21 protein-coding genes are annotated in these 18462 nt (G+C 38.5%); 17 read left to right on the top strand and 4 right to left on the bottom strand.

Features of this window, described 5'->3' with window-relative positions; translation table 11 throughout:
* Positions 1-121 precede the first annotated feature (121 nt).
* The 4 genes from BN1068_RS13770 (at position 122) to BN1068_RS13755 (ending at position 3398) form a co-directional block, all read left to right on the top strand.
* On the top strand, positions 122-928 hold the full coding sequence (locus BN1068_RS13770) for a transporter substrate-binding domain-containing protein (RefSeq protein WP_077603422.1): 807 nt from the start codon (positions 122-124) through the stop codon (positions 926-928).
* A gap of 240 nt (positions 929-1168) precedes the next feature.
* Positions 1169-1819: an amino acid ABC transporter permease gene (locus tag BN1068_RS13765; protein ID WP_077603421.1), complete on the top strand. Its 651-nt coding sequence runs from the start codon at positions 1169-1171 to the stop codon at positions 1817-1819.
* Entirely contained in the window at positions 1819-2541 is a 723-nt protein-coding gene (locus tag BN1068_RS13760; protein WP_077603420.1) for an amino acid ABC transporter ATP-binding protein, read from the top strand. Before BN1068_RS13765 ends, BN1068_RS13760 begins: the two co-directional genes overlap by 1 nt.
* A 212-nt stretch (positions 2542-2753) precedes the next feature.
* Entirely contained in the window at positions 2754-3398 is a 645-nt protein-coding gene (locus BN1068_RS13755; RefSeq protein WP_077603419.1) for a YczE/YyaS/YitT family protein, read from the top strand.
* Positions 3399-3461: 63 nt separating this feature from the next.
* On the opposite strand, the gene BN1068_RS23660 is transcribed toward BN1068_RS13755, so the two are convergent.
* Genes BN1068_RS23660 through BN1068_RS13745 form a run of 3 tightly spaced genes read right to left on the bottom strand, consistent with a single transcriptional unit; the run spans position 3462 to position 5250 of the window.
* The gene (locus BN1068_RS23660; RefSeq protein ID WP_175637149.1) at positions 3462-3629 is read right to left on the bottom strand and encodes a hypothetical protein; all 168 of its coding nucleotides are present in this window, start codon (positions 3627-3629) and stop codon (positions 3462-3464) included.
* An 18-nt stretch (positions 3630-3647) separates the two neighbouring features.
* Entirely contained in the window at positions 3648-4790 is a 1143-nt protein-coding gene (locus tag BN1068_RS13750) for an NAD(P)/FAD-dependent oxidoreductase (protein ID WP_077604076.1), read from the bottom strand.
* A complete protein-coding gene (locus BN1068_RS13745; RefSeq protein ID WP_077603418.1) occupies positions 4786-5250 on the bottom strand; it encodes a DinB family protein in 465 nt (154 codons plus the stop codon). The genes BN1068_RS13750 and BN1068_RS13745 overlap by 5 nt, the downstream gene beginning before the upstream one ends.
* Positions 5251-5427: 177 nt before the next feature.
* On the opposite strand from BN1068_RS13745, the gene BN1068_RS13740 reads away from it, so the two are divergent.
* Both BN1068_RS13740 and BN1068_RS13735 read left to right on the top strand, forming a co-directional pair.
* The gene (locus BN1068_RS13740; protein ID WP_077603417.1) at positions 5428-6351 is read left to right on the top strand and encodes a manganese-dependent inorganic pyrophosphatase; all 924 of its coding nucleotides are present in this window, start codon (positions 5428-5430) and stop codon (positions 6349-6351) included.
* 269 nt (positions 6352-6620) lie between these two features.
* Positions 6621-7106 (top strand): SRPBCC family protein, encoded by a 486-nt coding sequence (locus BN1068_RS13735; protein WP_077603416.1) that lies wholly within the window; start codon positions 6621-6623, stop codon positions 7104-7106.
* Between the two features lie 164 nt (positions 7107-7270).
* Here the strand turns inward: BN1068_RS13735 and cspD are convergent, their stop codons facing one another.
* On the bottom strand, positions 7271-7471 hold the full coding sequence (gene cspD, locus BN1068_RS13730) for a cold-shock protein CspD (protein ID WP_077603415.1): 201 nt from the start codon (positions 7469-7471) through the stop codon (positions 7271-7273).
* 362 nt (positions 7472-7833) lie between these two features.
* On the opposite strand from cspD, the gene BN1068_RS24195 reads away from it, so the two are divergent.
* The 11 genes from BN1068_RS24195 (at position 7834) to BN1068_RS13675 (ending at position 18441) form a co-directional block, all read left to right on the top strand.
* Positions 7834-8163 carry a CotD family spore coat protein gene (locus BN1068_RS24195; protein ID WP_077603414.1) on the top strand — a complete coding sequence of 110 codons (330 nt, stop codon included), beginning with the start codon at positions 7834-7836 and terminating at the stop codon, positions 8161-8163.
* 152 nt (positions 8164-8315) lie between these two features.
* Complete coding sequence (locus BN1068_RS13720; RefSeq protein WP_077604075.1) at positions 8316-8870, top strand: SLOG family protein; 555 nt, start codon at positions 8316-8318, stop codon at positions 8868-8870.
* A 67-nt stretch (positions 8871-8937) separates the two neighbouring features.
* Positions 8938-9606: an SIMPL domain-containing protein gene (locus BN1068_RS13715; RefSeq protein ID WP_077603413.1), complete on the top strand. Its 669-nt coding sequence runs from the start codon at positions 8938-8940 to the stop codon at positions 9604-9606.
* A 303-nt stretch (positions 9607-9909) separates the two neighbouring features.
* Positions 9910-10254: a GNAT family N-acetyltransferase gene (locus BN1068_RS13710; protein WP_368483292.1), complete on the top strand. Its 345-nt coding sequence runs from the start codon at positions 9910-9912 to the stop codon at positions 10252-10254.
* A 185-nt stretch (positions 10255-10439) separates the two neighbouring features.
* On the top strand, positions 10440-11618 hold the full coding sequence (locus BN1068_RS13705) for an ROK family transcriptional regulator (RefSeq protein WP_077603411.1): 1179 nt from the start codon (positions 10440-10442) through the stop codon (positions 11616-11618).
* Positions 11619-11635: 17 nt separating this feature from the next.
* On the top strand, positions 11636-12916 hold the full coding sequence (locus BN1068_RS13700) for a hypothetical protein (RefSeq protein WP_077603410.1): 1281 nt from the start codon (positions 11636-11638) through the stop codon (positions 12914-12916).
* Positions 12916-14088 carry an MFS transporter gene (locus tag BN1068_RS13695; protein ID WP_077603409.1) on the top strand — a complete coding sequence of 391 codons (1173 nt, stop codon included), beginning with the start codon at positions 12916-12918 and terminating at the stop codon, positions 14086-14088. Before BN1068_RS13700 ends, BN1068_RS13695 begins: the two co-directional genes overlap by 1 nt.
* Positions 14089-14289: 201 nt before the next feature.
* The gene (locus BN1068_RS13690; RefSeq protein WP_077603408.1) at positions 14290-14772 is read left to right on the top strand and encodes a GNAT family N-acetyltransferase; all 483 of its coding nucleotides are present in this window, start codon (positions 14290-14292) and stop codon (positions 14770-14772) included.
* 96 nt (positions 14773-14868) lie between these two features.
* Positions 14869-15285, top strand: coding sequence for a spore coat protein (locus BN1068_RS13685; RefSeq protein WP_077603407.1), 417 nt, complete (start codon positions 14869-14871; stop codon positions 15283-15285).
* A 1014-nt stretch (positions 15286-16299) separates the two neighbouring features.
* Positions 16300-16845 (top strand): NADPH-dependent FMN reductase, encoded by a 546-nt coding sequence (locus BN1068_RS13680; protein WP_077603406.1) that lies wholly within the window; start codon positions 16300-16302, stop codon positions 16843-16845.
* A gap of 198 nt (positions 16846-17043) precedes the next feature.
* On the top strand, positions 17044-18441 hold the full coding sequence (locus tag BN1068_RS13675) for a DHA2 family efflux MFS transporter permease subunit (protein ID WP_077603405.1): 1398 nt from the start codon (positions 17044-17046) through the stop codon (positions 18439-18441).
* Positions 18442-18462: the final 21 nt, after the last annotated feature.

The following is an 18462-nucleotide window of genomic DNA, read 5'->3' as shown; positions in this document are numbered from 1 at the left end:
GACTTAAAATCACGAAATTCCCGCGTTTTTTCAGAAATATGGGTTAATAGTGAATTTTTAATAAAAATGGAATTTTGTTATAATTAGAGTTATCCACAAAAAAACTAGGGGGTAATTTTGGATGTTTAGCAAAAAGAAAAATTGGATTTTCATGCTGGCACTTATTTCATTACTTGTTTTAGCTGCATGTGGCAGTGGAGATGATTCTTCAGGAGATGATGCGGAGGCGGAAAATGGGGATTATGATTTGAATGATTCGTATACCGTTGTAAGTGATAACTCGTTTGTTCCTTTTGAATTTATGGAAGATGGAGAACTGGTCGGTTTTGATATTGAGTTAATTACAGCAATTGCAGAAGAAGCCGGGTTTGAAATTGATGGAGAGATTCAAACAACGAACTTTGATGGTATTATTCCGGGTTTGCAGACCGGCCAATTTGAAATTGCGGTTGCTGGAATAAGTATTACGGAAGAAAGAAAAGGTACAGTTGATTTTAGTGATCCTTATTATGAATCAGGGATTACTATTGCTGTACCGGAGGATAATGAGGATATTAATAGTTTAGAAGATTTAGAAGGTAAAACGATTGCAACCAGGTTAGGATCTACCAGTGCACAATTTCTGGAAGCAAATTTAGAGGATAAGCAAATTGATCCTTATGAACAGCTGGATCAGGTATATATGTCTGTTGAAAATGGTAACGCCGATGCAGCAGTATACGACTTGCCTAATGTAGAGTATTATATTGCCACAACAGGCGACGGTTTAAAAGCGGTTGGTGAAACATATCAGGCGGAAGATTATGGGATTGCCATTGCAAAAGGGAATGAAGATCTAGTAGCTGCGATCAATGATGCTTTGGCTACATTACATGAAAATGGGACATATGATGAGATTTATGATAAGTGGTTTGGTTCTTCAGAGTAATATCAAAGATAATTATCTGGTTATTAAAAGGATGAAAGGAAGCTTTTCTATAGGAGTTAATTGCTTCTTCACACATAATAAAAAATTTAATTTAAAATTGTGATGTGATGACTGTTAAATAAAACTTTCTTAAAATATTTGCTAACCGAAAATTATTGATACATTTGACTTTGCAGGATGGGATAAGGAGCTGGCAATCCATGCACGGCTCCTTATTTTATTGACTAGAGAGGTGAGAGAATGTTTGATTTTGGTCAGGTAATTGATTTTTTACCGCAGTTAGGTAAAGGTTTATATTATACTTTATTAATTTCAATTGTTGGTTTATTAATTGGATTTATATTGGGAGCTATATTTGGTCTGGGAAGAATATCTAAAAATAAATTCTTTTTTATTATCGCATCTATTTATGTAGAAGTTATCCGAGGCACACCAGTACTTGTTCAGGCTATTTGGCTTTACTTCGCACTGCCAATTATTCTGCAATTCCAAATGGCTTCGATTACTGCGGGGATCGTCGTTATCGCCATAAACTCTGGAGCGTATATTGCGGAGATTGTTCGCGGATCTGTTGATTCCATTAATAAGGGCCAGATGGAGGCGGGGCGTTCTCTGGGATTGAATAAGCACCAGGCCATGCGCTATATTATTTGGCCGCAGGCTTTTAAGCGGATGATACCACCGCTTGGTAACCAATTTATTATTAGTATTAAGGATACCTCCTTATTGTCCGTTATTTTAGTTCCAGAATTAATGTTCCAGGGCAGATATATTGCATCGAATCATTTTAATGCAGTCGAGATCTATACAACAGTAGCTTTGTTTTATTTAGTAATTAATTTTAGCCTGTCCTTATTACTGCGTTATATAGAAAGAAGGTTGAATTACTAATGATAACTGTACAGGATTTACACAAAAGCTTTGGAGATAATGAAGTTTTAAAGGGTATTAACTGTGAAGTAGAAGAAAAAGAAGTGGTATGTGTTATTGGGCCTAGTGGATCAGGTAAAAGTACTTTTTTACGCTGTTTAAATTTATTAGAGGATATTACAAGCGGAAATGTTATTGTTGATGGCTATAATCTAAAGGATAAGACAACAGATATTAATATGATTCGCACCGAAGTGGGGATGGTATTCCAGCAATTTAATTTATTTCCGCATAAAACTGTGATTGAGAATGTGATGCTTGCCCCCAGAAAAGTCCGTAAGATTTCTGTACAAGAAGCAAGAGAGCGTGGCGAAGCTTTGCTGAAAAAGGTAGGTCTTGCAGAGAAGGCAGATCAGTATCCGGCACAATTATCGGGGGGGCAGCAGCAGCGTGTAGCAATAGCGCGTGCACTTGCGATGGAACCGAAGCTGATGCTTTTCGACGAACCGACTTCAGCACTTGACCCGGAGCTTGTTGGAGAAGTTCTGGAGGTAATGAAACAATTAGCCAAAGAGGGGATGACCATGGTTGTGGTGACACACGAAATGGGATTTGCCAGAGAGGTTGCCGACAGGGTACTGTTTATGGATGAGGGTATTATTATGGAAGAAAATACACCGGAAATTATCTTTACAAATCCGACTTCGGAACGGACGAAGAACTTTTTAAATAAAGTTTTATAATATAGGGTAAGGCAGGTTTATGGGAGAAAAAGAATTCTGTAGGCCTGCTTTTATAATTGGAATATACTGTTTTAAAGATAATAAAAACGCTCTTTTTATTTATTGCGAAAAAGCGTATAATTATGATAATTGACTGTGTTTCATTAAGGTAATCTAAGGCATTGAAATGGCCTGAATTACAAAGTTTTCTATAAGAAAGAAGGGTCTTGACTTTGGCTAAATCATTTCGATGGTTATTTTTTTTGCTCGGATTATTAGTTTTTAGCGGTGGTATTTCCCTTGCTATAAATATGCAGCATTTAGGTGTGCATCCCTGGGATGTTTTAAATGTAGCTATGTTTGATAAGATCGGATTTACTGTTGGAACATGGAATATTGTTATTTCTTTTTTACTAATTGGCGTGTGTTTAATTTTAGACAGAAGATACATAAAAATAGGTACTTTTTTTAATGCTATTCTGGTAGGGTCTTTTGTTGATATCTATCATTGGACGGGAATCCTGCCTACAGCAACAAATACATGGCTGGATATTATTTTCATGTTGACAGGTATTTGTATTATGGGCTTTGGCGGAGGAATGTATAATGCTGCAGGTGTCGGTTCCGGACCGCGTGACGGCTTCATGCTTTCTCTGGCGGATAAATTGGGAGCGCCGATCGGCAGAGTGAGAATTATAACAGAATGCTGCGTGCTGGTATTAGGATTAATTATTGGCGGGCCGGTATTTATTTTTACATTTGTGTTCACCTTCATTCAAAGTCCTATATTCCAGGCTACGTATTTAAAGCTGGGGGATTTTGTATTAAAGATGGAGTACCGTCAAAATGCCAATAGAAAGAAAAAGCATATCTCATAAGGGCAGGATAAAGACGGAAAAAGATTAAAATTAGACATATCTGGATAGAAAAAGGACCGGTTCTCAAGAGAATAAGTGAACCGATCCTTTTTCTGCAGAATAAATCAAATTGTTGAATGAAGCAGTTATACTTTCTTGGTTGCCGTTATATCCCTGGATCCATAACCAGACAAAGAAACCTGTCAAAATAACTAAAAGAAGGATAATAATAACGATATATGATCCTTTCATATGGTTCACCTCTTTTCATCACTTATCATGATACGAAGCCCTATTAATTGTTAATGCAGATTTCACGTCATAGTGTTCCAAAACGATATCGAGCTCTTTATTCAGAGCTAATTTAGCAAGCTGCTGTCCAAGAAATGGTCCCATCGTCAGCCCGGATGAACCAAGTCCATTCGCAAGCAGTACATTTGGATGATCAGGCAGTTCTCCGATAATGGGCAAGAATCCGGGAGTGTATGGCCGGAAGCCGACACGGGTCTCTAAAACGGTTGCTTCTGCTAAATCTGGTGCAATTGCAAGGCCCTGATTTAAAATTTCATGTACAGCACCGGCGGTAACACGATAATCAAAATCGATTTTGTCTTCATGGGTTGATCCAATCACAAAACGATTGTCATCCTGAGAAAGTAAGTATTTGGTTCCAGGCGGCATGATCACAGGCCAATTTGCCGTATTTAAGCCTGGAATTTCCAGATGCATAATTTGTGCACGCTGAAAAGACACATCCAGCTGAATACCTAAAGGTTCTGTTGTTTCCTTCATCCAGGCACCGTTTGCTAAGATAACCTTTTCAGACTCTATGATTTCATTGTTGTATGAGACACCTGTTATGGAATTTCCGGTTAAATGTAACTTTGCATCTCCTGATAAAAGCATTGCGCCGTTTGCTGCGGCTGCATTTTTTAAGGATTGCAATAATTTCCTTCCATCAACCCGTGCGGCACCGCTGATAAAGACTGCTTGATAACTCTTGTCCAGAATAGGGAAACGGCTATGTGTTTCTTCAGCGTTAAGCCGGATAATATCACCGATTTCTGGAGCGTCTTTCCGTCTTTTATGTGCTCTTTCCTCCATACCATCTAACTTTTTAGAATCAGTATGTAAGCTTAATGCGCCAACTTGCTGGTAACCGGTATCCTTCTCGCCAAGGCTCTCTAAATCCGCGATTAGAGCTGGATATATTGCCGCCCCATTTTTAGCAAGGTGATACCATTTCTTATTACGGCGCTGGGAAATCCAGGGACAGATAATTCCGGCGGCAGCATCCGTTGCCTGACCTTCATCATGCCGGTCAATAAGGATAACCTCTGCGCCCTGTTTAGAAAGATAAAAGGCGGTGCTGGCACCTAAAATGCCGCCGCCAATAATAACATAGGGTTTAATCATTTTTATCCTTTGCGACCACCTGGTGCATTGCTTTGATTTTACCAAGATGCTCTGCTTCATGGAAGGAAAGCATAATCAGCAGATCGCCCTGTGTTTCTACACTGCCGAACGGGACTTTAAACTGCACATTTGATTTCCAGAATAATTCATTAAATTCATTAATACGCTGTTGCTGCAATTCTAAAGCTTCCAGTAATGCTTCTATGCTTGGCGGTTCTTCCTGCCAATCCTTTGGACTTGTCCCGGAACTGAAAAGCTGCGCATATCCTGCAGGTATATTTTCTGATTTCTTAGGATAACGGAATAAGAATTTTTCCATTGTTACAAGTGCATGGCCTAAATGCCAGCGGATTGTATTATTAAAATAATCTGCTTGTACATCAATAACAGAATCGTCCAATTCTGAAGCAAAGGTGAGTAAAGCAGTACGTGTTAAGTTAAACTGTTTTCTTGTCATTTCATAAATCCCTCCAATGAGATTAATTATAATCTAATAATGATTACTTTTACAGTATTTTGAGGCAGAATGAAAATATTTCCGGTATTTTTGAAAGAAAAAAGATTGGGGCTGGAGCATTAGAGGTTAAATATGATAATCTATATATGGAAAGTTTGTCGAGGGAGGAAATAAAACATGTCAAAAACACTCATTTTCGGACATAAAAATCCAGATACGGATACAATTTGTTCCGCTTTAGCTTATGCTGATTTAAAAACAAAACTCGGTGCAGAGGTAAGCCCGGCTCGTTTAGGTGAAGTAAATGGAGAAACACAATTTGCTTTAAATCAATTTGGTGTGGAAACTCCTGCACTGATTCAAGGACTCGAAGATGGTGCCGAGGTTATTTTAGTAGATCATAATGAATTTCAGCAAAGTGCTGATAACATTGAGAATGCTGTTATCCGTGAAGTCATTGATCATCACCGCGTATCTAATTTTCAAACAAAAGAGCCGCTGTATTTCCGTGCAGAGCCGGTCGGCTGTACAGCGACCATCCTGAACAAGATGTATAAAGAAAATAATGTGGAATTAGACAAAAATATTGCTGGATTATTATTATCCGCCATTATTTCTGATTCTTTATTATTAAAATCACCAACCTGCACAGAGGAAGATATAAAAGCAGCGCATGAATTAGCTGAAAAAGCAGGCGTGGACTTAGAAAAGTATGGCTTAGAAATGTTAAAAGCCGGTGCGGACATCAGTGATAAATCTGTGAAAGATTTGATTACAATGGATGCCAAGGAATTTGCGATGGGCGAGGCGAAGGTAGAAATTGCCCAAGTAAATGCAGTAGATGTCAGTGAAATCTATCAGCTTCAAGATGATCTGGTAAATGAGATTACAGCAACAGTCAATGAAAAGGGATTAGATTTATTCCTGTTCGTTGCAACCGATATCCTGAATAATGATTCAGAGGTGCTGGCAGTCGGCCCTGCGAAGGATAAAGTGGAAACGGCATTTCATGCTGCTTTAGATGGGAATAACCGTGCTTTATTAAAAGGTGTTGTTTCCCGTAAAAAACAAATTGTTACAGCTTTAACGGAGCAGTTTTAAGAATTAAGTAAAAATATAGGAAAACCCTTCTACTCATACGATATAGAAGGGTTTTCCTATATTTTATGCAGTGGATAAAAAATAAGCTCAGTCTAAGGATGTTTGATATACAAATATAAATAATCATTTTTTCCAAATAGAAAATCCTCCTGCCTTATTTGTTAGAAAAATTTCGTTTGGCTGTTAATTCAAGAAGTATTTTGAGCAATTGGAAAGAAATTTATCATATTCATATCATTTATACTTAATAAAGAAAGGAGGGTTTTATTATGGCGAAGGAATCAAGTAGCCGGCGAATTGATACTGCATCAAGAGTGATTATGGCTTCACCGCAAAACATATATCAGGCTTTTGTAAACCCAAAAGCATTGATTTCATGGCTGCCGCCAAATGGAATGTCAGGTTATGTAGATACATTTGATCCTAAAGAGGGCGGGGTTTATAGGATGACACTTACCTACGAAATGGATGAGTCGAAGCCGGGCAAAACTTCAGAAAATACGGATGTAACGCAAGGAAGGTTTTTGGAGCTGGCTCCAGACAAACGAATTGTACAATCAGTAAATTTTGATTCCGAGGACCCGGCATTCTCGGGTGAGATGATACAGAGCTGGCTTTTTGAAGCTGTTTCAGAAGGAACAAGTGTTACTATCGTTTGTGAAAACGTGCCTGAAGGAATAAGAAAAGAGGACCATGATACAGGTTTAAGGTCTACACTGGAGAACCTCGCTGTCTTTATCGAAAAAGAAAAGTAAAAATCCACACTGATTTCGTTATATTATCATCGTTTTATTTAACTGGAGAGTGTAGCAATGGAAAGAATAAAATTTGTTTCAAAGCCAAAAATTTCGACTATGAAGCTGATTTAATATAAATAAAAAGCTGATCAAATTTGATCAGCTTTTTTTATATCTGCTTATTAGCCTTTTACAACGTTAGCAGCTTGTGGTCCACGGTTTCCTTCTTCGATGTCGAAAGTAACTGTTTGACCTTCTTCTAAAGTTTTGAAACCATCGCCTTGGATTGCTGAGAAATGTACGAATACATCGTCTCCACCTTCTACTTCGATGAAACCGAAGCCTTTTTCAGCGTTAAACCATTTTACAGAACCTGTGTTCATTCTTTTACCTCCACGTGCAATTGTTGCACTGTTTATTACTATTTAGTTCAAAGTTGAATCTCAAGACGAAAGACCAATTCTTTATTGTATCTCATCCTGTGTTTCTAACGAACTTAAATAATTATCTATAGTATATCACACAACTATTATAAAATGCCAACTTTTTTCGGAAAAAAGTTGCTGAAAGATTATTTTAATATGTATTTGGAAATGTTTTGCTATTTGTTATCGCCCTTAAAATGCTATAGAAAAAGGTTTTCCACCGCTGTTTTAAAATCATAATAGAAATTGGGTATCTGTCTTATTCGACCTGTACGTTTATAACATACATTAAAAGAGAGAAGAAAAAGGAGGCAGAGCGTATGCAAGGTAAAGGGCCATTTAACCAGCAGCGTCCAAATGAAAAGACCATTGTTCATCCGACAAAGCATCAATATGTTCATACGTCATCAGAAGCTGTTGTTCATCATATTCATCCCACACACACAACCTATGTGAATCATCATTCTATAAAAAATCAATATCGCCAGCCGTATGGAAAAGAAGCAATTATTGGCAGACAGCATTCAGGACTGAGATTGCCATTTCCTTCTCCGCCAATGAGTTTACCAGGACAAATACCGCCTGGACCCCGTGGAGAAATGGGAAGACATCCGGGTGTTCCTCCATGGAGAAGGCCGGGAATGTGGTAGCAATAAGGCAGTAAACGACTGCCTTATTGCTATGGAGTGGGACTGGCTTTCAAAACAAGTATTCCTGCGTTAGAATGATATATAGCATATAAATGAATGAGAAAATAAAATCGTATAAGAGCTATAATGTTTTATCAGGAAAGGATATTAAAGTGAAAATATTACATGTAACAGGCTATAAACCAACAGAATTGGGCATCTTCAAAGAAAATGATCCAAGGATTGTTTTTATCAAGGCAGCTATAGAGAAAAGGCTGCGTGCATTTATAGAAGAAGGCTTAGAATGGGTCATTATTTCAGGGCAAATGGGTATTGAGCAGTGGGCAGCTGACGTAATTATGGATTTAAAAGAGGAGTATAATGTGCAGATAGGTGTTTTCCCACCGTTTGAAAATATGGATCAGCGCTGGCCGAATCCGATTAAGGAAAAATACGAAGAGTTGATGATGACTGCTGATTTTTTTAAGCCGCTGTATAAAGGAGAATATCAGGGCGCTTATCAATTCCGGGCGAAAGACCTGTGGCTGATTGATAAAAGTGATGCCGCTTTGCTTCTTGTCGATGATGAATACCCCGGCAGCGTCAAATTTTTTTATGATGCTACGAAGCGGACGTCTAAGGAATATCCCATTTTTACGATTACTCCTCAGGATTTAGATGATATTGTGCAGGAGCTGCAAATGCAGGATCCGAATTATTGGGATTAGCCGGAGAATTATTGAATGGTACGACCCGTATACAACATAGAATGGTATGAGGGGAGGGACGTTAGCAATGTATTATACTTATGGACCGCCTAATTATGGGTATAGAATGCCGGAACGCCAGAATAATCAGGAGCCCGGTACGATTACTGTGACTGGTTCCGGTACGGTCATCGTTTCACCAAGCATTGCCCGTATTCAATTAGTTGTCTCGACATCAAATATTTCTTTGCAGGAAGCGCAGGAAGAAAATGCAAGACGAATGAACCAGGTTCTGGAAGTTTTGCAGCAAACTGGCATTCCCAGAGAACAGATTCAGACAACCAGCTTTTCCGCAAGACCGGTTTATAGTTATCAGGATGGCAACCAGACATTGCAGGGCTATGAGGTGCGGAATGAAATAACGGTTATTACAGAAGATATGGACCGGATCGGAGAGGTTATTGATCGTGTTACCGAGAATGGGGTGAATGAGGTTGCTTCCATTGAATTCTCCGTAGACAATCCGGAAAACTTTTATAATGAAGCCTTAAGCTTTGCGCTTTCAGATGCGAAAAGGAAGGCGGAGGGCTTAGCAGAACAGCTGGGTGCTAATTTAAATCCAGTTCCATTAAGGATAAACGAACAGACCTCATCACCTGGTGTTGGTCCGGCGCAGGTTTTTAAAATGGTAGCTACACCAATTGAGCCGGGGAATCAATCGGTAGAAGCAAGATTAGAAGTAGTGTATCAGATTTAGGGGAGGAGAGTTTTACGGGTGTTTAAATGAAAAGAAATACAAATCAAGTCTGTGAAGAAAGCTTGGTTTGTATTTCTTTTATAGATGGACTTGCCCTGCTTACATACATATAAAAATAAAATGTCTCGGATGTAAGTACTCCAAAAAAACACTCCTTTCCTGAAGATATGTTTTTCTTATCTTCCATTTGCAATATCCTCTATATTTCTAGATTCTGTTTTTCCTGTATCAATATAATAGGGGAAGTCAGGATCAATGTCTTCAATGGTTTTCATATTATCCATCAGGTAGTCTCTTGCTTCGATCCATTTCTCAATCTATGCGGATGGAGTTGTAGTAGGGTTTTTGATGTATTCTTATGATACATTGGATCATGAATCATTTGAGAATGAAGCTTTTTATAGAAAGAAGGGTTATTTTGTTCAGCATATTATGATCGACAAGCATTATCAGGGGAAGCGGTACGGCAGGCTTGCCTTTGAAAGAATGCTGATGGATATAGAAGCAATGCCTTATGGTGAATCAGAATATATAGCACTCTTTTACCACACGGATAATATTAAGGCTAAAACATTGTACGCCTCATTTGGTTTTGCAGAAACAGATATCATTCAAGATAATTCGGTGCTGGCGATAAAAGCCTTGTAAAACCTGAACAAATATTCTTTTAATCAAAAAATAAATAAAAAAAAAGATTGACAACCAATCATTAAGTTCATAAAATAAACTTAATGATTGGTTTTTAATTTTTAATTCAAAATTAAAGCCCTTACAAATTTAAAAAGTAATATTATTTACAATTTAAGTTTATAACATAAACAAGGAGAAGGATTATGTCTGTAAATATGCCGAGCACGATTAGAAAAATGAATAAAGAAATTGTATTGAATACGATTCGAGAGGAGGGGCCGCTTACAAGAGCTCAAATCTCAAAGGAATCCGGGATAACAAAGGCGACGGTTTCAGAGATAGTAACGGAACTGATCGAGGAACAGCTGGTTACTGATGAAAAAGCGGATGATGATACCAGCCGGAGAGGAACAAAACTCAGCTTTGCAAAGGATTCGTTTTATGGCGTTGCGGTTGATCTTGGAGGAACCAAAATTAATATATGCCTGTTTAATCTGGAGGCAGAAATATTAGCGCAATTTCAGACACCAACCTACAAAACAGACAGCAGTGAAGCATTTATTGATTCACTTACAGAAGATATGGAAGCGTTTATAGCAGAAAAACAAGTTCCCAAAGAAAAAATGAAAGTTATCAGCATAGCAACCCCGGGGATTGTTGATTACAAAGCTGGCGTTGTCCTTGAAGGGTCGCCGAATTTACCTGAATGGTCTAACCTCCATTTAAAAGAAATGCTGTATAAAAGAACAGGAATCGAGATTGTTATTGAAAATGATATCCGGGCAGCTTTAATTGGAGAGCTATATAAGGAAGAAGCGCAAACGTCATCCAGTGCTGTATTAATTGGTCTTGGAACAGGAGCCGGTTCCGCATTATTTATGGATGGAAAAATCATACGCGGGGCGAATAACGCAGCTGGAGAAGTGGGCTATATGCTCTTTAATCGTGAACAGCTGTATGCCCCTACGGATAAAGGTTATTTTGAAATATTATGTGCCGGTTCCGGCATTGAAGAGAGCTACCATAAGTTAAAAGGAGAGAAGGTCACTCCTGAAGCTATTTTTAAGTTAGCTTCACAAGGCGACCTTACAGCAAAATATATTGTTGATAAATTTAGTGACTATTTAGCAATAGGGATTTTAAATATTAACGCCGTGATTAACCCGGAAAAGGTTTTACTTATGGGTGGCGTGACGAAATCTGCAGGGCTTTTCCTGGAGGATGTAAATCAAAAAATCGCAAATCAGACTTTCTCCAATACAAAGGTTCAAGCAGAACTCTCGAGCTTAAAAGAGCAGGCTCCTCTATATGGTGCAGCTGTTTTAGGTTTGAGCACTGTATTCCCATCTATTAATTTCATCAAGGATGCACAGTTATATTAAAAAGGAGGCCGAAAAACATGGCAGGAATTCACATTCATCCGCATGATATTTTAGACGAAGGTGTGACTCAAATAAAGGATTTAATAGGAGAAATGACAGACATTAAATACATTTTTCCGCAAATGAATACCATTTTTGAAAGGAACCCTTATCCTATTGGCGTTCTTCCGCATAATCCGAAGCATAAATTTGTACAGGGAAAGGGAGAAATGCATGTCATTTTGCCTTCCTATGAAGGAGAAGCAATTGATCAAAAAAGGAATGCCGGGTTGACATCCGGTGCAGATCCATTAATGATTCTGAAAAAAGAAACGGAAGAAACAGATGTTCAAATTATTCCGTGGGCAAATATTTTAAATGGTGATTTTACAGGAACAGCAATTCAAAATAATTTGGTAGTTGATGACCAAGGAAAAGCAGTAGAAAAATGGCTGTGTCCTAATGCGCCGGATGTTATTGATTTTTTGGAAAAAGTATTTACAGATACTTATCAGCGATATGGTTATACCACCTATATGATTGACCGTATCCGTTATCCCGATTGGGCAGGAGAGAAGGTTGACCCCCGGGGACTGTTAACCTGCTTTTGTCCTCATTGTGAAAAGAAAATGTCTGAGGAAAAGCTGAATATCAATGAGATAAAAGAAAAATTAGCTGAAATAAGAGCTTTATTAAAGGATAAACAGTTTGATCATGCTGTGGATATATTAACTCAAGATCAAAGCTTGAAGGATTGGCATCGTTTCAGACAAAACAGTGTTTCAGCGTTTATTGCAAATCTTACAGAGCGTATGAAGCAGGTTGATAACCGTTTTGCATTTTTACTTGATTTGTGGCCGCCTGCATATAGCTGGATTTTGGGGCAGGATTATTCCCAATTAACGAAATATGCCTCCAGTCTCAAGCATTTTCCGTATCATAAATTAGGTGGCGGTGCAGATGTGCAAGGAATGATAGATTATTTTGCCGACGGCTCAGATGAATCAGAAAGTGCTTTTAAAGCATTTAACAGATTATTTGATTTATATGACGATTTATCTTACAGCCAGTTTAAAAAAGAGGGATTCCCAATTCGTTTTGTTGCTGAACAAAATAAGCTGGTCCGAAAAAAATCACAGCCGGATACGCATATATTCAGCGGCATTCAAATGTGGAATATTGAACCAGGAAAGCTGGTCGAGGCAGTGAAAGCAGCCGATGAAAGTGAAGCAGATGAACTGATTTATTATTGTTATGGCTGGGCAGACAGAGAACTATTTCATGCCATTGGCCAATACCGGAGAGGAGATAACAGCTAATGAGTAACAGCAGACAACGCGTGAAAGCATTTATTCTGATATTCACAACAATGTTTATTCTTGGAGGAATTCAAAATACGAAAGGGATTGTTTTAGAAAAGGTTCAGTCAGATATCAATCTGGATATTGGTCAGGTTGGAACGATGGTATCTATCTTTCAAATCGGCTTTTTATTAGCCAGTTTGATAGCAGGGTTTGTAGTAGATAAAAAAGGCATCAAATTTATGATGTTAGCAGGTACAATCAGTATGATTATAGGACTTGCAGGTACAAGCTTTGCATTCTCCGTTGCATTTTTCTTAGGTTTTTATCTGGTAGTCGGTGTCGGAATTGGTGCTATGACCGTTTCTGTAGCTACGATTATACCTACTTTTTTCCAGAGTAAAGCGGGGGCGATTTTTAATCTGGCGAATGCTTTGTTTGGAATGGGGATGATTTTTACACCGCTTATTCTTAATGCGATGTTTGCAAATAATATCAGCTGGCGCTTTTTCTATGCCGGGGTAGCAGTTTTAGTGGCATTGATTATTCTTGTCCTATTATCATTGGAAAATGAAAAGGTGGAGCAGGGAGAAGAGATAAACCTAAAAAGCTTTATGAGTCTCTTTGCAGATAGACAGGTTATGCTTGTTATTTTATTCATTCTTTTCTATGTAGCAGCCGAAGCAGGATTCCTTAACTTCTTCCCGATTTTCTATACTTCTTTAGATATTGGTGGAATGGATGCTGCTCACAAGGCAGAAGTTGCTGCTTATGTTATTGCAAGCTTTTCCATCCTGTTTACTTTAGGCCGGTTTGCAGGTGGATATATCAGTTTTAAATTTGGAGAAAAACGTACGCTGGTTACATTTTCATTGATGGCATTAATTGCGATTATCATTACACGTTTATTTGTCACTGAGTTTGCTTATATAGCAATGATATTTGGACTTGCTTTATCAGTTCTCTTCCCGACAGCGCAAGGAATCGGAGCGAAAATCACGGATAAAATTGGTTCGTTGCAGGGATTAATTTATGTAGCTTCCGGGCTTGGAGGAGCACTTATTGGCTGGGTAGTCGGAACAGTGTCACAATCCTTTGGTATACAAACCGGCTTTAACCTGCTTATCGTGTTTGTTGGACTGGTTTTTATCATATCTCTATTTATCAAAACACCGCAGAAGACGGTTTAACAGGTGGAAATGATAGTATGTTCCATTAAAAAATAGAAGAAGTTGTTTTATTAGAGGATGAGCGAAACAAGCAGAAGAAATTTTTCTGCTTGTTTTTTTGAGCTTGATAAGAAAATAATATCTATGATGAACTTCTATATTCCCCTCTTCAGAAAATTATGGAATAATAAAGGTAGGCTAAAGGAAAAGTGGGGATGCTTAATGGATATACATATCGCTCGAATGACACAAAAATATGCAGTTGAGGCACTTTGCTGGAAGTACGAAAAGCCGTATGATTTTTATAACAATGTATTAACAACTAGCGCCATTGTCGAACTGCTTGGAGGCAGCTATTATGCAATAGTAGATTCATCGTATAAATTAATTGGTTTCTTTTGTACCGGCCGCTCAGCAAAAATTCCTGCCGGAGAAAGAAAAGCTGCTTATTTAGAGGACTGTGTGGATTTGGGTTTAGGAATGAATCCTGTTCTGACAGGGAAGGGATATGGCGATCAGTTCCTAAAACGGATCCTTCACTTTATTGAGCTGGAATACAAGGGGAAGCCGATCAGACTTACTGTTGCTTCATTTAATAAAAGAGCAATCCGCTTGTATGAAAAGAATCATTTTATCAAAGAGCATCAATTTCAATATAAGGATATGGAATTTATAACGATGAAGCGGAACGGTACAATAATATAGAAAAAACGTACATTTATTGTTTTAATAGTTATTTGTGTAGGACAAATCCACTTCTTTTCATAAGATGTATTATGCATTGGAAAGGAGGGAGTTCAAATGAGCCAAAATAACTGTCAATGCAGCCGTTGCCGTAATTCTAACAGGGATGAGGAAGTCCGTGTTCATCCAACAAGACATGAGGTACGTAACAGCACCAGTGTAAAGACTGTGAAAAACATTCATCCAACTGAAATTAAAAATGTACACCGCACTGTTATCCGAAATGAAAATTATTATCCAGTCAGAGAATCCAATGTGAACGAAACGGTTGTTGAGAATTACGATTGCGGCAGTGATGTAAACAATTCAAGCAATTGTCGCAGAGTAGGTGGTTCTAACAATGGCGGGAGTGGTAATAATTGTGGAAACCATTCTAACCATTGTCAAAAAGAAAATAACAGCTGTTCCAGAAACAATTCATGTGGAAGAAAACGTCCTTGCTGTGGTAACCGGAATCGGAACTGGTTCTTTTAAACAATGTAACCTCACTAAATAGGAGGATATATTATTCTTCTATTATTAATAATGTGATAAAATAACTCTTATTGAGAAAGCCTTCCAAGGAGATAAAAGCATCTTCTCCTGAAAGATTTCTTAATAGGAGTCTTTTTTTTAAGAGTAAGAAAGTATAAAATGCTGAGGATAGCCGCTCCAACAGGTTTCATGGGGTGAGTAATCTTAGGCCCCAGAAATACACTACGCTTTCCGTAGGCCCCGAGCTCATCTCCTCGATAAAGAAGACTTAGCGATTGGCAAGCCGACAGGCGCAGACAGAGCTAAAGCCGCACTTATGCCCTTGGGTGAAAAAAGAAGAGCACTTTTTTCCTGCAGAGGCATACAGGACGTATGTCAGTTCGGTGCCTGAGACAGGACGTCGCGAACTTAACCGAACTTCCTTCCGTTTTGGGACTGGGACTGCGATTACTCGTCCCACCGAAGACATTTGCGCATTCCTGCAGGAGTCTCCGTGTATTTCTTCTTGCGATTACTCGCCCCATCAAAAAGCGTCGCTAGAATCAGTTTCTTTTCTTTGAAAGAAAGCAAATGAAACATATTTCTTCAAAGATGGGAGCGGAGGGAAGTCGACTCCTGCGGGAAAAGCAACAGGTGAAGACCCCGCAGAAAGTGCTCTTCTTTCGAGGAGGCTGAGGCGTTGCCCGCGGAAAGCGACTTCCCGTAGCGGACATCTCCGCGGCAAGAATATCAGTATTTTAAAGACCAAGTAGTTTTCTTGGTTTTTCTAAGATGATGAAATCTTTTCTTAAAGTACTCTTAGTAATTGCTGATTAAGAAATGCAATTTGTTTAACAGTGTCGGAGCTTTTTGAGAGAGGTATTATTCATTCTGTGTATATATCGGAAATTCCTGAGCAGATTTCTTGAGGTAGATAAATCATTATGGTAATAATATTAATTGTGTTTAAAATCAATCGATAAGTATTTGTGATAAACATAACATAATTACAGCAGACATATTGGAGGTATACAGATGAAAGTTACAGCAATGATTGGTAGTAATCGCGCAGAATCTTATAACAAACAACTTGTTAAATATATGAAGGATCGTTATCAGGATAAAATTGAAATTGATATTTTACCGATAGAAAAGCTGCCTTTTTATAATCAGGATGAAGAATTAAATCCGCCTGAGATTGTCAAAGAATTACGGGAGCGTATTAAAAAAAGTGATGCAGTTTTGTTTGCTACACCTGAATACAATGGTTCTATTTCGGGAATGTTAAAAAATGCAATTGACTGGTTCTCACGTGTTGATTTAGTACTGGTAAACAAACCTGGAATGATTGTAGGAGCTTCCATGGGAGCTCTTGGTACGGTGAAAGCTCAATTACAGCTTCGTCAAATTTTAAACTCTCGCGGAGTTGGGGTATTAACCCTGCCGGGAAATGAAGTATTAATTGGTTCCGTGCAGAACAAGGTAGATGAGCAAGGGAATCTGACTGATGAACAAACAATTGATTTTCTTGATTCTGTTGTTCACAACTTTGTCAGTTGGTGCGATACTTTACAGAAATAATTTTACGCCGGTGATTTTTACAGTCACCGGTTTTGTCTGTTCTGACACTCGTCAAATAATTTTTTTATAAAACAGCTTTATGATGAGGAGAAAATGGGAAAGAACTATATATAAGAAAATGAATGATTCACGGATTGATATGAATATGGATTTTTCCACAATATATACTTAACAAGCTTAACGAAAGAAGGGTTGTAAATGGATGAGAGTCATGAATCTTCGATGGAAACGAAAAGTATAAGCCGTGTACCGATTCTAGTTGTTTTATTATCTGGAGCATTTGTAGCCATTCTGAATCAGACCTTATTAGGAACAGCATTGCCGCATATTATGTCCGATTTAGATCTTGATGCAAATACGGTTCAATGGCTGCAATCAGCATTTATGCTCGTAAATGGTATTATGATTCCGATAACAGCTTTTTTAATCGGTACGTTTACGACACGCACTTTATTTTTAACTGCTATGTCGCTGTTCACGGCAGGTACACTTATTTGTGGGCTTGCGCCAGAATTTTTATCGCTTTTAACAGGGCGGGTATTGCAGGCAGCCGGCGCCGGAATTATGATGCCGTTGATGCAAACTATTTTAATTTTGATTTACCCAAAGGAAAAACGGGGCAGCGCAATGGGAATGTTTGGTTTAGTTATTTCCTTCGCACCGGCTATTGGTCCGACGCTGTCTGGTTATATAGTAGAGCATTTCCCTTGGAGAACTTTATTCTTCATGGTGCTGCCAATTGCTATTTTAAATATAATTATCGCTTACTTTTTACTTAAAAATGTGACGAAACGAACCTTCCCTGAATTGGATAAGCTATCCATTCTGTTATCTACACTAGGTTTCGGCGGAATTCTTTATGGGTTTAGTACTGCTGGAAACGCTGGCTGGATAAGTTATCAGGTTATTGGCTCCTTAGTCATTGGCGGAGTTATGCTGGCATGGTTTATTATCAGACAAATGCATTTAAAAACGCCAATACTTGAGTTCCGTGTATTTAAACATCAAATATTTACAATTACGACGGTATTAGGTATGGTTACATTTATGACGATGATCGGTGCTGCTGTTACCCTGCCGCTTTATATGCAGCAGATGCTTGGATTCAATGCTTTCCATTCCGGACTGGCATTACTGGGCGGGGCTATTATCCAAGGGATAATGAACCCGATTACCGGGAGGCTTTTTGACCGATATGGTGCAAGATATTTAGCAATGATCGGTTTGGTACTGATTGTCGGGACCACATTTATGCTGAGTACATTGACACCAGAAACAAGCTTTGCCTTTATTGCAACGGTTCATGGCTTTAGAATGCTAGGAGTTGCCATGGCAATGATGCCTGTAACCACAGCTGGATTAAACGCCTTGCCGGAAGAGTATATCGCTCACGGTACAGCGGTGAATAATACGTTGAGACAGGTTGCAGGAGCGATTGGAACGGCATTGCCTATCACAATTATGTCTACAGCTTCTATTCCTGAACAGGGGATTGAAGGGATGGTGCATGGGGTCAATGTTTCCTTCCTTGTCACAGGAATCATCTCTATTATTGCACTGATATTGACATTTTTTATACATGACCGGGATAGATAATAAAAAAACCTTAGAACAATT

The organism is Oceanobacillus sojae (assembly GCF_900162665.1).
GTDB classification, from domain to species: domain Bacteria; phylum Bacillota; class Bacilli; order Bacillales; family Amphibacillaceae; genus Oceanobacillus; species Oceanobacillus sojae_A.
Note: the sequence above shows the minus strand (reverse complement) of the source record. Positions and strands in the feature narration are given on the sequence as shown.